Annotated in this window: 16 protein-coding genes; 8 read left to right on the plus strand and 8 right to left on the minus strand. The window is 63.5% G+C overall.

Annotated features, from left to right (window positions below):
* Positions 1-358: 358 nt before the first annotated feature.
* Positions 359-889, plus strand: a complete 531-nt coding sequence (locus GDH07_RS12070) for a hypothetical protein (RefSeq protein ID WP_152897670.1) — start codon at positions 359-361, stop codon at positions 887-889.
* A gap of 56 nt (positions 890-945) precedes the next feature.
* Here the strand turns inward: GDH07_RS12070 and GDH07_RS12075 are convergent, their stop codons facing one another.
* A complete protein-coding gene (locus GDH07_RS12075; protein ID WP_152897671.1) occupies positions 946-1,941 on the minus strand; it encodes an aldo/keto reductase in 996 nt (331 codons plus the stop codon).
* A gap of 118 nt (positions 1,942-2,059) precedes the next feature.
* Between GDH07_RS12075 and GDH07_RS12080 the strand changes: the two genes are divergently transcribed.
* The gene (locus tag GDH07_RS12080) at positions 2,060-3,025 is read left to right on the plus strand and encodes a LysR family transcriptional regulator (RefSeq protein WP_152897672.1); all 966 of its coding nucleotides are present in this window, start codon (positions 2,060-2,062) and stop codon (positions 3,023-3,025) included.
* A gap of 55 nt (positions 3,026-3,080) precedes the next feature.
* Here GDH07_RS12080 and GDH07_RS32690 read toward each other — a convergent pair whose 3' ends face one another.
* Positions 3,081-3,212, minus strand: a complete 132-nt coding sequence (locus GDH07_RS32690) for a hypothetical protein (RefSeq protein WP_260498072.1) — start codon at positions 3,210-3,212, stop codon at positions 3,081-3,083.
* Between the two features lie 171 nt (positions 3,213-3,383).
* Here GDH07_RS32690 and GDH07_RS12085 point away from each other — a divergent pair, with 171 nt between their 5' ends.
* Entirely contained in the window at positions 3,384-3,572 is a 189-nt protein-coding gene (locus GDH07_RS12085) for a hypothetical protein (protein WP_022644278.1), read from the plus strand.
* 14 nt (positions 3,573-3,586) lie between these two features.
* Here the strand turns inward: GDH07_RS12085 and GDH07_RS12090 are convergent, their stop codons facing one another.
* Complete coding sequence (locus GDH07_RS12090) at positions 3,587-3,967, minus strand: fe2+ zn2+ uptake regulation protein (RefSeq protein WP_022644279.1); 381 nt, start codon at positions 3,965-3,967, stop codon at positions 3,587-3,589.
* A gap of 301 nt (positions 3,968-4,268) precedes the next feature.
* Here GDH07_RS12090 and pvdQ point away from each other — a divergent pair, with 301 nt between their 5' ends.
* Positions 4,269-6,605, plus strand: a complete 2,337-nt coding sequence (pvdQ, locus tag GDH07_RS12095) for a bifunctional acylase PvdQ (protein WP_343038220.1) — start codon at positions 4,269-4,271, stop codon at positions 6,603-6,605.
* Between the two features lie 47 nt (positions 6,606-6,652).
* On the opposite strand, the gene GDH07_RS12100 is transcribed toward pvdQ, so the two are convergent.
* Entirely contained in the window at positions 6,653-7,654 is a 1,002-nt protein-coding gene (locus GDH07_RS12100) for a FecR family protein (RefSeq protein ID WP_152897673.1), read from the minus strand.
* A gap of 151 nt (positions 7,655-7,805) precedes the next feature.
* On the opposite strand from GDH07_RS12100, the gene GDH07_RS12105 reads away from it, so the two are divergent.
* Together GDH07_RS12105 and GDH07_RS12110 are read left to right on the plus strand one after the other, a co-directional pair.
* Entirely contained in the window at positions 7,806-8,075 is a 270-nt protein-coding gene (locus tag GDH07_RS12105; protein WP_022644282.1) for a PepSY domain-containing protein, read from the plus strand.
* 292 nt (positions 8,076-8,367) lie between these two features.
* On the plus strand, positions 8,368-9,408 hold the full coding sequence (locus GDH07_RS12110; protein ID WP_152897674.1) for an Ldh family oxidoreductase: 1,041 nt from the start codon (positions 8,368-8,370) through the stop codon (positions 9,406-9,408).
* 55 nt (positions 9,409-9,463) lie between these two features.
* On the opposite strand, the gene GDH07_RS12115 is transcribed toward GDH07_RS12110, so the two are convergent.
* Positions 9,464-9,784 carry an ElaB/YgaM/YqjD family protein gene (locus GDH07_RS12115; RefSeq protein WP_022644284.1) on the minus strand — a complete coding sequence of 107 codons (321 nt, stop codon included), beginning with the start codon at positions 9,782-9,784 and terminating at the stop codon, positions 9,464-9,466.
* Between the two features lie 242 nt (positions 9,785-10,026).
* On the opposite strand from GDH07_RS12115, the gene GDH07_RS12120 reads away from it, so the two are divergent.
* Complete coding sequence (locus GDH07_RS12120; protein WP_022644285.1) at positions 10,027-10,281, plus strand: hypothetical protein; 255 nt, start codon at positions 10,027-10,029, stop codon at positions 10,279-10,281.
* Here GDH07_RS12120 and GDH07_RS12125 read toward each other — a convergent pair.
* Entirely contained in the window at positions 10,253-11,188 is a 936-nt protein-coding gene (locus GDH07_RS12125) for a LysR family transcriptional regulator (RefSeq protein WP_031321655.1), read from the minus strand. The genes GDH07_RS12120 and GDH07_RS12125 overlap by 29 nt on opposite strands.
* A gap of 84 nt (positions 11,189-11,272) precedes the next feature.
* On the opposite strand from GDH07_RS12125, the gene GDH07_RS12130 reads away from it, so the two are divergent.
* On the plus strand, positions 11,273-12,193 hold the full coding sequence (locus GDH07_RS12130) for a carbon-nitrogen hydrolase family protein (RefSeq protein ID WP_152897675.1): 921 nt from the start codon (positions 11,273-11,275) through the stop codon (positions 12,191-12,193).
* Here the strand turns inward: GDH07_RS12130 and GDH07_RS12135 are convergent.
* Entirely contained in the window at positions 12,186-12,752 is a 567-nt protein-coding gene (locus GDH07_RS12135) for a GNAT family N-acetyltransferase (RefSeq protein WP_053130312.1), read from the minus strand. The genes GDH07_RS12130 and GDH07_RS12135 overlap by 8 nt on opposite strands.
* 2 nt (positions 12,753-12,754) lie before the next feature.
* Entirely contained in the window at positions 12,755-13,663 is a 909-nt protein-coding gene (locus GDH07_RS12140) for a LysR family transcriptional regulator (RefSeq protein WP_022644289.1), read from the minus strand.
* Positions 13,664-13,693: the final 30 nt, after the last annotated feature.

Below are 13,693 nucleotides of genomic sequence, written 5' to 3' on the forward strand. Positions count from 1 at the left end.
CGCGCGCTCTTTAGGACGTTCGTCCAGAAAAAACGATTTTGTCTGCAAGGAGTTTGCCGAAGTGCCAGTGACGTCGGCAGCGGTAACCGGCAAGGCCCGCAAAAATGCTCCGAGAGTAGCCTTGAATATTGGCCAGGCCCTTTAAATTAGCGGCTTTCGGCGGATTTGTCGGAAATGTATAAAAAATGTAAATTTCCGAAATAATTCATTGGCGCGAATTGTTTCGGCGTTGATACTTGCCCCATTCAGATGTTTCACCATGGCTTGCGACCTGTTTCAAAGGTCTGCCCGGAGCTTTACGAAGTTTCCATGAAGGCAGGACAGGAGGATCGACAAGCCGGACTACAGGAGTTGCAGTATGGCAATCGGATACGTTGGCGGCTGGAGCAGCAAGGCAGGCCTGTTGCAGGGAGGCGGCGACGTCAAGAAGACCCCGCAGAGCGCCAAGGTGCGCCAGATCCTGACCATGGTGGGGCAGAACGCTACCGTGCTCGACGTGCGCAAGATGGATCAGTTGAAGCTGCACAAGCAGATCAAGGGCTTCGATCCGACGAATGTCACCATCAAGTCCTTGGGCGGCATGAGCACCTTCCTCAAGAACAACGGCTTGATCTCCGATGTCACTGCGCTGAACCTGCTCAATGCCGGTGACAAGTTCGACCGTTTCGGCATTCCGAAGAACCCCGAGGAATCTTTCAACGCCCTGGAATACTTCGCGATGAAGATCGACGATATCCAGAGCAACAACCTCAAGGGCAACAAGTACGCCAACTACCTGATTCCCGAGTACAAGAAGGCCATCTACGTCCTGCAGAGCCTGCAGAACTACGGCAAGGGCAACGGCACCACGGTGCCCAACAAAGACGGCGCCACCTCCGCCAAGGCCTGAGCCGGGCTTCGAAAAAAGGGCCGGGGCGCTTTACCAGCGACCCCGGCCTTGTCGTTTCAGCGATCCAGCAGGGCCAGTACCTCTTCGCTGTAGCGAGTGCCGGCGGTGGCTTGCGGGCTGAAGATGCGGTCCAGCGACGCCAGGTCGTCGGCGCTCAAGCGTATGTCCAGGGCTGCTACGTTCTCCTCCAGATAGCGCCGCTGCTTGGTGCCGGGGATGGGTATCAAGTATTCGCCCTGGGCCAGGACCCAGGCCAGGGCCAGTTGCCCAGCGCTGACCTCCTTCTGTATTGCCAGCTGCTGCACCTGTTCCACCAGGCGCAGGTTGCGCTGGAAGTTCTCTCCCTGGAAACGCGGGTTGAAACGCCGGTAATCATCGGCGGCGAAGTCGTCCGGGCTCTTCAAGGCGCCGGTGAGAAACCCCCGGCCCAGCGGGCTGTAGGGAACGAAAGCGATGCCCAGGCGCTGGCAGATGGCAAGGCAGCCGTTTTCCTCGGGGTCGCGGCTCCACAATGAGTATTCGCTTTGCAGGGCGCTGATGGGGTGGACCTTGTGCGCCCGTTCCAGGGTCGCCGCCGAGGCTTCGCTCAAGCCCAGGTAGCGCACCTTGCCGGCCTTGACCAGTTCGGCCATGGCGCCGACGGTTTCCTCGATCGGCACCTGTGGGTCGACCCGGTGCTGGTAGTAGAGGTCCAGGGTATCCACGCCCAGGCGCCGCAGGCTGCCATCGATGGCGGCGCGCACATACTCCGGACGACCATCGACACCACGGGCCGAGGCATTGGCGGGGTCACGGACAATGCCGAACTTGCTGGCCAGCACCACTTGTTCGCGCTTGCCGCGAATGGCCTGGCCGATCAGTTCTTCATTGCTGTGGGGGCCGTACATGTCGGCGGTGTCCAGCAGGGTCACGCCCAAGTCCAGCGCCCGGTGCAGGGTGGCGATGGATTCCCGGGAATCGCTGCCGGTGGTGTAGAAATCGCTCATGCCCATGCAGCCCAGGCCAATGGCGGAAACCTGCGGGCCGTTGTGGCCCAGTTGTCGAGTGTGCATCGCTGGCTACTCCAGTAGTAGTGGGGAGGCGCTCATTGTGCTACTCGACAAAACAGCGATAAACCGGCTAAAAACGCTATCACTATTAAGATATTCCAAATAATCAAGAGCGCTTTCCATGGACCGTTTCAACGCCATGCGCGTGTTCACCCGGATCGTCGAGCTTGGCGGTTTTGCCCGGGCAGCCGACAGCCTGCAACTGCCCAGGGCCTCGGTGACCATCCTGATCAAGCAGTTGGAGGCGCACCTGGGGGTGCAATTGCTGCATCGCACCACCCGCCAGGTCAGCCCGACCTTGGACGGAGCCGCTTATTACCAGCGTTGCATACGTCTGCTGGCAGATCTGGAGGAGGCCGAGGCGGCCTTTTCCCTGGGGCGGCACAATCCCCGGGGCACCTTGCGCGTCGACATGCCGGCCGGTATCGGCCACCTGATCGTGATGCCGGCGTTGCCGGAGTTCTCTGCGCGCTATCCCTTGCTCGAACTGGAGATCGGTCTCAATGACCGCCCGGTGGACCTGATTCGCGAGGGCGTGGACTGTGCCTTGCGTGGCGGTCCGCTACTGGACGAGAGCCTGGTGGCGCGCCCTCTGGCGCAGCTGGCCCAGGTGACTTGCGCCAGCCCCGGCTATTTGCGCGAGCATGGTGTTCCAACCTCCGTGGCGCAGTTGCAGGGACATCGGATGGTGGAGTACTTCTCTGCAGTTTCCGGCAAGCGCTATGGCCTGGAGTTCCTGGTGGACGGTGAGCTGCATGAGGTCAATTTGCCCAAGCAGGTCTCTGTCAACAGTGCCGATGGCTACCTGGCGGCCTGTGAAGCGGGCTACGGCTTGATCCAGACCCCGTACTACCATGCCGCCCGACAACTGCAGGCCGGTGTCTTGCAAGAGGTGCTGGCGGAACATGCGCCACCGCCCTTGCCGTTGACAGCGTTGTATCCGCCCCAGCGCCACCTTTCGACTCGCATACGGGTGTTCGTCGACTGGCTGGTGGATCTGTTCGCCCGGCAGGACGAACTCATCCGTGGTCGCAATCAAGGCCGGGCCTGGGCAGCAAAACGCCCGCGACAGGGCGGGCGTGGCTAGTGGGCGGTACGTGGTGGCCGGTGGACTGGCCAGATGGCTCGGCGCTGACAGTCGCTTAGCGGTGGTAGTAGTAGCCCGGGCCGCCGTCATGGTAACGGTGATGCCAGCCGTCGTGGGGCATGATGATGCAGCCTGACAGGGTCAGCATGGCCAGCAGGGGAATCAACAGGGTGATTCGACGGAACATTTATCAATCCTCAAGGACTCGGGGAACACGACAGGGCAACTAGGAAGAAAAAACTCCTTTGCGCCTGTAACATGTGACCCCGATTCGCCGCGCACATCCCCGAATCCGGGTATGTGCTTGGCATCGGCCTCGATACACGGCGGATACAATTTCAGCTTCAGGATTCCCGCAATGACTCAATCACAACGTTTGAAATATTCGATTCTGATTTCCCTGGCGGTCCTGGGAATCATGCTTGGCCTTTCCTACCTGCAGAACAGCGGCGTCATCGATGAAAAGACCTTCCAGTACATCGCCATCGCCGTGGCGGTCATCGTCGTGGTGCTCAACGGCGTGATGCGGCGCAAGGTCAAGCCCTGAGCCCGTGGACGGCCTCAGGCCAGGCCGTCCAGTACCGCTGCAGCCTGTTGATGCAGGCTGTAGCTCTTGTCTGCATTGAGGGTGATGACTCCTTCGCTGCACAAGCGCTTCAACACTTCGCGCACGCTGAGGAACGATAACGGGATATCCAGCTCCAGCAGTTGGCTGTGGATGCCCCGTACCCCCAGGGAGCGGTCGCTCTGGGCCGCTACCAGCAAGGCGTCGATGACCTTCAGGCGAATCAGGCTGGTACGCAGGCCGAAGCTCTTGAGCATCTGCTTGATCCGGTCGTTGCTGTTGCGCTCGACTTGCTTGCCGAAGACGCTGGCGCCGGCGTCGAGGGAGGGCGTTCTGTTCACGATATTGCCGTCCGTTGGCAGTTGCTGGTTGTACATGCAGAAACTCCTTAATCAGAGCCTGATCAGGAAAAGAATGATGGGTGCTCTAGTAACTAGACGAACGAGCACGACAAATCATGAGTCTCTGGATGTAGAAAATTTGTCGGTATCAAGTCGCTGACATGTGATGGCCCCAGCTGGCGGGCTCTGCGCCGGTTAATTTTTTTTCATCGATTTCGTCTGTATGGGCAGGCAGGCGCCGGTTCCCTCGTGCGCGGCCGGATACCCAGGCTGGTGATCTTGCCAATTTCATGCAGCTCTCCAGTCCTGGTTCTGTGTTTTCGTATCAGGAGTCGGCGTGATCATTTCCAGGCAGTTATCGAACGTTTGCCTTGCAGCCCTGTTTCTGAGTTTCAGCTGCGGCGCCCAGGCGCTGGCCCAGCCGGAGCAGACCCGTGCCGAAATTCGCCGCACCAGCTTCGGCGTACCGCATATCCGTGCAACCGATGAGCGGGGCCTGGGCTATGGCATCGGTTATGCCTACGCCCAGGACAACCTGTGCCTGCTGGCCAATGAAGTACTGACGGTCAACGGCCAGCGCTCACGCTACTTCGGTCCCGAGGGTCAGACCCTGGAGCAGCGGGACAACCTGGGCAGCGACGTGTTTTTCAGTTGGTTGAACACCCCCCAGGCGGTGGAGGCATTCTGGCAGGCGCAACCGGTGGCGATGCGCGAGCGCATGCAGGGGTATGTCGAGGGCTACAATCGCCAGCTGGCGGAGCGCCAGGCCCAGGGGCTGCCCGAACAATGCAATGGCCAGTGGGTGCGCCCGCTGACCACCGCGGACCTGGTGAAGCTGACCCGGCGCTTGCTGGTCGAAGGTGGCGCCGGCCAGTTCGCCGAAGCCCTGGCTGGCGCTACGCCGCCGGGGAGCGTGGCGCAGGCCGGGTTGTCGGCGCAGGCCTGGCAGCTGGCGGCCGCGCGCCAGCAACGCTTTGCCCTGGACCGGGGCAGCAATGCAGTGGCCATCGGCAGCGAACGTTCGTTCAACGGTCGCGGCATGTTGCTGGCCAACCCGCACTTCCCCTGGATTGGCGGCATGCGCTTCTACCAGATGCACTTGACCATTCCCGGCCAACTGGACGTGATGGGAGCAGCCTTGCCTGGCTTGCCGCTGATCAATATCGGCTTCAACCAGCACCTGGCCTGGACCCACACGGTCGATACCTCCAAGCACTTCACCCTGTATCGCTTGCAGCTGGACCCGAAGGACCCGACCCGCTACCTGCTCGATGGTCGTTCGCTGCCCCTGGAGCGCCAGGTGGTGACGGTGCAGGGCAAGGGCGCGGACGGTCAGTTGCATGAGCACTCGCGCACCTTGTACAGCTCGGTATTCGGCCCGGTGGTGCAGTGGCCGGGCGAGCTGGACTGGGATCGCCAGCATGCCTACAGCCTGCGCGATGCCAACCTGGGCAATACCCGGGTGCTGGCCCAGTGGGCGGCGATGAACCAGGCCACCAGCGTCTCCGGCCTACAGGATAGCGTGCATCACTGGCAGGGCATTCCCTGGGTCAATACCCTGGCGGTGGATGACCAGGGCCGGGCGTTGTACATGAACCAATCGGTGGTGCCCAACGTCACCCAGGCCAAGCTGGCGCAATGCAGCGATCCACGGGCGGGCACCCAGGTCATCGTCCTCGACGGCTCGCGCCAGGCCTGCGCCTGGGACATCGACCCGGCAGCGGCCCAGCCGGGTATCTTCGCCGCCGGCCAATTGCCGCAACTGGCGCGCAACGACTATCTGCAGCACTCCAACGACTCGGCCTGGATGGTCAACCCGGCCAAGCCGCTGGAAGGCTTTTCGCCGGTCATCAGCCAGCAGGATGTGCCTCTGAAAATGCGCGCGCGCTTTGCTCTGGATCGCTTGAGTCGACTGCACCAGGCCCAGCCCAGCGACTTGCAGCATCTGGTCAGCGACGACCAGGTGTACCTGGCAGGCCAAGTGATGCCGGATCTTTTGCAGTTCTGCGCAGGGGAGTTGGGTGCGGATGCCCAGCGCCTGGATGCGCTGTGTCGCAGCTTGAAGACCTGGGATCGCAGCGCGGGCCTGCAGGCCGGCCTGGGATTCGTGCATTTCCAGGACATCATGCAGGCCATGTTGCAGAAGCCTGATGCCTGGCGCGTGGCGTTCGACTCCAAGGACCCGCAGCACACTCCGCGCGGGCTGGCCATTGGTCGCCCGGCGGTGGCCGAGGCGCTACGCCAGGCGATGCTGGCTTCGGCGCAGCAGGTGCAGGAGGCCGGGCTGGCCGAGGATATCCGCTGGGGCGATATCCAGCAGGTCAGCCAGGGTGGCCAGCCGACCCCGGTGCCCGGCGGGCCGGAGAGCCTGGGGATCTACAACGCCATGCAAAGCGTGCCCGGTGAAGCTGGCAAGCGCGAGGTGGTCAGTGGCACCAGTTACTTGAATATCGTCAGTTTCGATGAGCAGGGACCACGGGCCAGGGGATTGCTGGCGTTTTCCCTGTCCAGCGATCCGGCCTCGGCGCATTTTCGCGACCAGACCGAGGCCTTCGCCCGCAATCAGTGGAGTGAACTGCCCTTTACCGAGGCGCAGATCCGCGCCGATGGCCAGTACCAGGTGCAGGTGATCGAGGAGGCGCGCAAGGAGCCGGTGGCCTTGGCCCATCGCTGAGATCAAGCGCGGAAACATTGAAGGCCGCCCCGGCAACGGGGCGGCCTTCAGCTTTTTGGCGGGGACTGCGGCAGCGAGTTGATCACTGGGTTGCCGTCACGGTTGCGGGTCAGGTACACCGGCAGGACCTTGGGCAGCGAGGTCAGCAGGCTCTTGATCTGGCGCGTGTCGTAGATGCCACCGACGCGGATCTGGCCGGTGTGGCTGTCGGCCACCTGCACGGGTATCTCCAGGTAGCGGTTGATCAGCGGCAGGGCTTCGGTGAGGGACAGGTTGTCCAGCACCAGCTTGCCGCTGCGCCAGGCCAGGGAGCTGTCGTTGCTGTAGGTCTGGCTGATCTGCGGCTCGTAGTCGCCACCCTTGTAGCGTGCCTGCATGCCTGGCTCCAGGCGGAAGCCTTCGCCGGGCAGGGCGGTGTTGCTGCTGACCAGGACCGATCCCTGGAGCAGGGTGACCCGCACCTGGTCTTCGTACATCCACACGTTGAACTGAGTGCCCGTGACCTTGACCTGGCCGTTGGCGGCCTTGACCACGAAGGGGTGGCTGCTGTCATGGCTGACCTTGAAGAAGGCCTCGCCCTTTTTCAGGGTCACCCGGCGCTGGTCCTTGTAGTTGCTGTAGACCAGGCTGCTGCCCAGGTTCAGCTCGACCTGGCTGCCATCGGCCAGGGTCACGCTGCGCAGGCTGTCGCCGGCTTCGAAGCGCTCGTAGGACGATGGCAGCCAACCCAGCTCCCAGCCGCTGTAGGCGGCCAGGGGCAGGGCGCATAGAGCAATGGCCGCCGCCGCGCCATAGCGCTGCCAGGTTCGCCGTGGGGCACGCTGGAATGGGACTGGTGCAAGGGTGGTGGGTGGCAACTGGTCGGCCACCTCCCAGATTTCGCGCATGGCTTCGTATTCGAAGGCATGCAAGGGGTCGGCGTCATGCCATTGCTGGAAAGCCAGGCGCTCGGCATCGCTGCAGTCCGGCTCATGCAGGCGCATGCACCATTGGGCGGCAGCTTGGGTGATGGCGTCGTATTCGGCTTCCGAGAGGATCTGTTCGCTCATTGACTCTTCCTGATTTCGCGCATTCTACCCTCCAGGGCGAGCCTTGTAGAACAGTCGTCATGGCGATTGAGCATCAAAGTGAACTTATTTTCATCCATCGCACCCTAAAAACACGTTGTGTATCGAAAGTTTCTACAAATGGAGATGGAACATGCTGAAGCACACTTTTGCCGCACTGTTTGCCTGCGCCACCCTGTTCGGCGCCTCTGCCGCACTGGCCGATCACCCGCAGGCGGGCTGGATCACCATCGAGAAAGCCATTGAAACGGCGAAGACCAAGGCTGGCTACGTGGCTATCTACAAGATCGAGGCGGACAACGACGGTTACTGGGAAGGCGAAGGTCGCAAGTCCGATGGCAGCGTCTACGAGTTCCGCATCGACGGCACCTCCGGCAACATCCTGCGCGACCAGAAAGACTGATGTCCGGCTCGGGAGGCAACCTTGCCTCCCATCCTTCCTTGGCGCTGCTGGTGGGCCCGTGAGGCTGCACACCGAGCCAGTGGCGGATTTCTTGCTACGGCTGCCGGGCCCCGCGCAGCCTGCGGCGTCGACTGCATGTCGTCGATCTCGCGCCGTCCCATATAGCCCGTAGTGATCCGTGCGCGGCTGCCCAAGGCATCCCGATCCGCGGTTGACAGGCCCGGGCGCTGCCGTTGTTTAATCGCCAGGTCATGCGCTGTAGCCCCCTCCAATAACTACACTGGAGCTTCAGATGTCTGCATCGTCCCTGGTTGCCGAACCCCCTCGCGAATACCTGTCCCTGCCAGCCCTGGTGGAGTTGCTGGAGACCATTCTCCTGCGTCATGGATGCAGTGCCGAAGTGGCCCGCAGCTTGGCCGAGAACTGCGCCCAGGCCGAGCGCGATGGGGCCCAGAGCCATGGCGTGTTCCGTATTCCCGGCTACCTCTCGACCCTGGACAGCGGCTGGGTCGATGGCAAGGCCGTGCCGGTGGTGGAAGACGTGGCCCCGGCGTTCGTCCGGGTCGATGCCGCCAACGGTTTCGCCCAACCGGCCCTGGCCGCCGGCCGTGAGTTGCTGGTGCGCAAGGCCCGTCACGCCGGAATCGCGTTGTTGGCGATTCGCAACTCCCATCACTTCGCCGCGCTCTGGCCGGATGTCGAGCCCTTTGCCGAAGAAGGGCTGGTGGCCCTGAGCGTGGTCAACAGCATGACCTGCGTGGTGCCCCATGGCGCCGATCGGCCACTGTTCGGCACCAATCCGATCGCTTTTGCCGCGCCCCAGGCCCAGGGGCATCCCATCGTCTTCGACCTGGCCACCAGTACCATCGCCCACGGCGATGTGCAGATCGCCGCTGCCAAGGGCGAGCGCCTGCCGCCGGGAATCGGTGTCGACAGCCTGGGGCAGCCGACCCAGGATCCCAGGGCGATCCTCGAGGGCGGGGCCCTGTTGCCTTTTGGCGGCCATAAGGGTTCGGCGCTGTCGATGATGGTGGAACTGCTCTGTGCCGGGTTGACCGGTGGCAACTTCTCGTTCGAGTTCGATTGGTCCCGCCACCCGGGAGCCAAGACTCCCCGGACCGGCCAGTTGTTGATCGTCATCGATCCGGGCAAGGGCGCCGGCCAGGGTTTTGCCGAGCGCAGCCAGGAACTGGTGCGGCAGATGCACGCGGTGGGTCTCAAGCGCCTGCCGGGGGATCGTCGTCATTGGCAACGCGAACGGTCCGGGGAAAAGGGTATCGCCATTGCCTGCCAGCAGTTGGAGCAGCTACGGGAGCTGGCGCGCAAGCAGTGAAGCGGGGGGAGGTGTAGGCCAGGCAGCCGGGGCCTGGCCTAGAGGGAGGCTGCGCTCAGGAACGCCGGCCCAGCAACAGGCCGACCACCAGGCCGACGCCGGCGGAGATGGCTACGGTCTGCCATGGATGGCCGCCGATGTATTGCTCGGTGGCGTCGACCACCGGCTTGCTGCGCTCGCGTACATTGCTCACCGAATCCAATGCCTGCTTGAGCTTCTGGCTCACCTGGCGGCGCAGGCTCTCGCCTTCTTCGCCTACCAGGGCGGCGCTGCCCTTGAGCAGTTTTTCCGATTCCTCGATCAGCGCCTGCAGCTCGCTGAATGCCTGGTCCTTGATTTGATCGTTGTCCGCTTGCGCGGCGGTTTTACGAGCCATGAAGTGGTTCCTTGTCGATGTGGCCTAGTGGTGCAGTGTGCCATGGGCGCCCTCGCAGAGCGCCTGTAGTTCTCTGCCGCTCGCGACCTTGAGGCGGTGGCGGGGAGACGGGGCTGGCAAGCAATGGAGTCTGGCGCCGGGGCAAAAGTTGCAGCTGTTTTACCCATCGGCGACCTTCGCGGGTAAAACCGCCAGCCCCTACAGTGTAAGATGTCGCCTATTTTACGCAGCAGGAATTTCCCATGAGCTTCAACCTGGCTAACAAGACCCTGGCCGAGCGCGCCGCCATCGAGGACGAGAAGTCCCGCCTGTTCGAGCTGTGGCAGAGCAACCTGGGCAAGGCCAAGAGCGAGGCCGCACGGCTGTTCGGCGAGCGCAGCAAGCGCAAGGGCAAGTGGGCGGAGTGGGTCCGCGCCGAGCTCGACGGCATGTCGCCGCCGGAGTACTCCAACATGGTGCGCAGTGAAGTCAATCGCCTGATGGCGGCAAGCAAGTAACGGCAAAACTCTCGACGATCGCCTCGCGGACTTTAACCAGCAACGGGTCGATCTGCGGCGCGGTGCGCCAGCCCAGCTCGATGGGATAGCGCGGTAGCGCCAGGGGGCAGGGCAGCAACTGCAGGCCGGTGAACTCGGCGATGCGTCGGGCGGCATGGGCCGGGATGGTGGCCACCGCCTGGCTGCCCTTGAGCAGGAACGGCAACGCGGCAAAATGCGTGGTCGAGGCGCATACCTGGCGGCTCAAGCCCAGGTTCGCCAGCCCCTCGTCGGTGATGCCGATGAACCCTTGCGACGACACCAGCAGGTGTTCGCGTTCGACGAACTCCTGGATATCGATCCGTTGCTGCCCGGGAGCCAGGCTCGCCGGATCTGCCAGGCATAGATAGTCACCTTCCCCCAGTACCTGGCGGCTAAGCATGCGCTGGGCGAACCCGCCGGCGCTGATGGCCAGGTCGACGCTGCGCTGCAATAACGCCTCGGCGACCACCTGGCTGTGGGTCTGGCGAAAGATCAGCCGCAGCTTGGGCGCGCGCCGGGCCACGGCCTCGATCAACTGCCGGCCATAGGCGATCTCGAAGTCGTCGGACAACCCCACGGTGACCGCCCGGCCCTGATAGTCGGCGCTGTCTGGCGCGACCATGGCCAGGCTCTGCCGGCATTTGTTCAAGGCCTCGCTGACCACCGGCTTCAACTGGTTGGCCTTGAGAGTCGGGGCCAGGCCGCGCCCGGTTCGTACGAACAGCTGGTCGCCATACAACTCGCGCAGCCGCCGCAGGGCGGCGCTCATGGCCGACTGGGTAACCCCCAGGCGCAGGGCGGCGCGGCTGGCGCTGGATTCGTCATGCAGCGCTTCGAAGGCCTTGAGCAAGTTGAGATCGACATCGGCGATATTCATATGGTTCATATCATTAAGCATTGAATTGGGGTTTATCGATGATCGGCGGCGGCAGGAGAATGCGCAACACTTGATCGTCGAAGGAGTCATCCCATGCCCAGATCCATAGTCGCTGCCCTGCAAATCGGCGCCTTGCCAGGTGGCAAGGCCGAAACCCTGGAACAGATCCTGTCCTACGAGGACGCCATCATCGACGCCGGTGCCCAACTGGTGGTGATGCCCGAAGCCCTGCTCGGGGGTTATCCCAAGGGCGAGGGCTTCGGCACCCAATTAGGCTACCGCCTGTCCGAGGGGCGAGAGGCCTTTGCCCGCTACTTCGCCAATGCCATCGATGTACCGGGGGTGGAGACCGAGGCCCTGGCCGGTCTCTCGGCCCGCACCGGTGCCAACCTGGTGCTGGGGGTGATCGAGCGCAGCGGTAGCAGCCTGTATTGCACCGCGCTGTACTTCGACCCCCAGCAAGGCTTGGTGGGCAAGCATCGCAAGTTGATGCCCACCGGCACCGAGCGGCTGATCTGGGGCAAGGGCGACGGTTCCACCTTGCCGGTGCTGGACACCCAGGTCGGGCGGGTCGGCGCGGTGATCTGCTGGGAAAACATGATGCCTCTGCTACGTACCGCCATGTATGCCCAGGGCATCGAGGTCTGGTGCGCACCGACGGTGGATGAGCGCGAGATGTGGCAGGTGAGCATGCGTCACGTGGCCCACGAAGGTCGGTGTTTCGTGGTCAGCGCCTGCCAGGTGCAGGCCTCGCCCGAGGAGCTGGGCCTGCAGATCGCCAACTGGCCGGCGCAACGGCCGTTGATCGCCGGCGGCAGCGTCATCGTCGGTCCCATGGGCGATGTGCTGGCCGGCCCGCTGGTGGGGCGTGCCGGGTTGATTTGCGCACAGATCGATACCGACGACCTGGTGAAGGCTCGCTATGACTACGATGTGGTGGGTCATTATGCGCGCCCGGACGTGTTCGAGCTGACAGTGGACCAGCGTCCGCGCCCTGGCGTGCGCTTTACCTGACGGAGGCTTGCGGGCCGAGGCGGCGCCACTCTTCGCGGGTGATTTCCCAGATGTCCAGGGCAAAACGGCCGCTGACGAACTCACCGGCCTCGGAGCGTACCAGGCGCATCCCGCCACGCTCGGAAATCCGTCGCGACCCCTGGTTGGGGGCGGCCTTGGGCACCCGCATCAGCGGCTGTTCCAGGACTTCGAACCAGTAGTGGTCCACCGCTTGGCAGGCCTCGCTCATGTAGCCGTGGCCCTGCCATTGCGGAGCCAGCCAGAAGCCACGGTTGTTATCGGGCTCGCGCATCAGGCTGATGCTGCCGATCATTTGCCCAGGTTCCTCGCGCAGGCGAATGGTCCAGTGCCATTCCTCGCCCCGTGCCGTGGCCGGCAAGGCCATGTCACGGACAAAGCTCAAGGCGCCATCGGCCGGGTAGGGCCAGGGCACGTTGGCATTGAGGTAGCGCACGACTTCCCACTGCGGGAAGAGGTTCTGGATGGCGCCGGCGTCTGCCAGCTCCAGGGGCCGCAGCAGCAAGCGCGGGGTGGTGAGCGGCGGTACGTGGCCGGTCATGGTCATGGCTCCTTGTGGGTTTTGCCGAGCACCAGGTGTTCGCTGAGGAAGTCGACGAAGACTCGCAATTTTGGCAGCAGCTGTCGACTGCCAGGCCAGAGGATCGAGAACTTGCCGCGCTCGCCCTGGTAGTCGTCCAGCACCGATACCAGGCTGCCGTCGGCCAGGGCTCCGGCGACCACGAATTCCGGCACGTAGGCGATGCCCAGGCCCTGGGTCGCGGCATGGATCAACGCTTCGAGGTTGTTGCTGGTCAAGGCCTTGCCCAGCACCAATGGCGGCGCGCCTTCGGGCAAGCGCAGGCGCCAGACCTGCATCTGGGTGCCGGCGGGGAACCTGTAGCGCAGGCAGGCGTGCTGTTCCAGGTCTTGCGGAGCCTGCGGCACGCCGCGTTGGGCGAAGTACTCCGGAGCGCCGACCAGCACGAAACCGAACGGTCCGAGGCTGCGCGAGCGCAATTGCGAATCCGCCAGCTCGCCACTGCGGATCACCGCGTCGAGGCCTTCGGCGATCACGTCGACCATCCGGTCGTTGAAATCCAGGTCCAATTCGATGTCCGGGTAGCGCGCGGAGAACTCCGGGAGGATCGGCAGCAGCATGCGATAACCGATGGCCGGCAGGCTGACCCGCAGCCGCCCACGGGGTTTGTCACTGATCCGCGCGAGCTCGGCTTCGGCTTCCTGTACCTCGTCGACGATGCGTTGGCCGCGCTCATAGAACAGCGTGCCTTCGTCGGTCAGGCTGATCCGCCGGGTGCTGCGGTTCAGCAGGCGCACGCCGAGCCGTTGTTCCAGGCGCGCCAGGGCCTTGCCCACCGCCGAGGCGGAGAGCCCCAGGCGTTCGCCGGCGGCTACCAGGCTGCCGCTCTGCACCACGCAGACAAACACTTGCAAGCCGTTCAGGTTATCCATGGCGACCTCGATTAGAGCCTTTTTGTCCGT

The sequence above is a fragment of the Pseudomonas piscis genome (assembly GCF_009380155.1).
Classification (GTDB): domain Bacteria; phylum Pseudomonadota; class Gammaproteobacteria; order Pseudomonadales; family Pseudomonadaceae; genus Aquipseudomonas; species Aquipseudomonas piscis.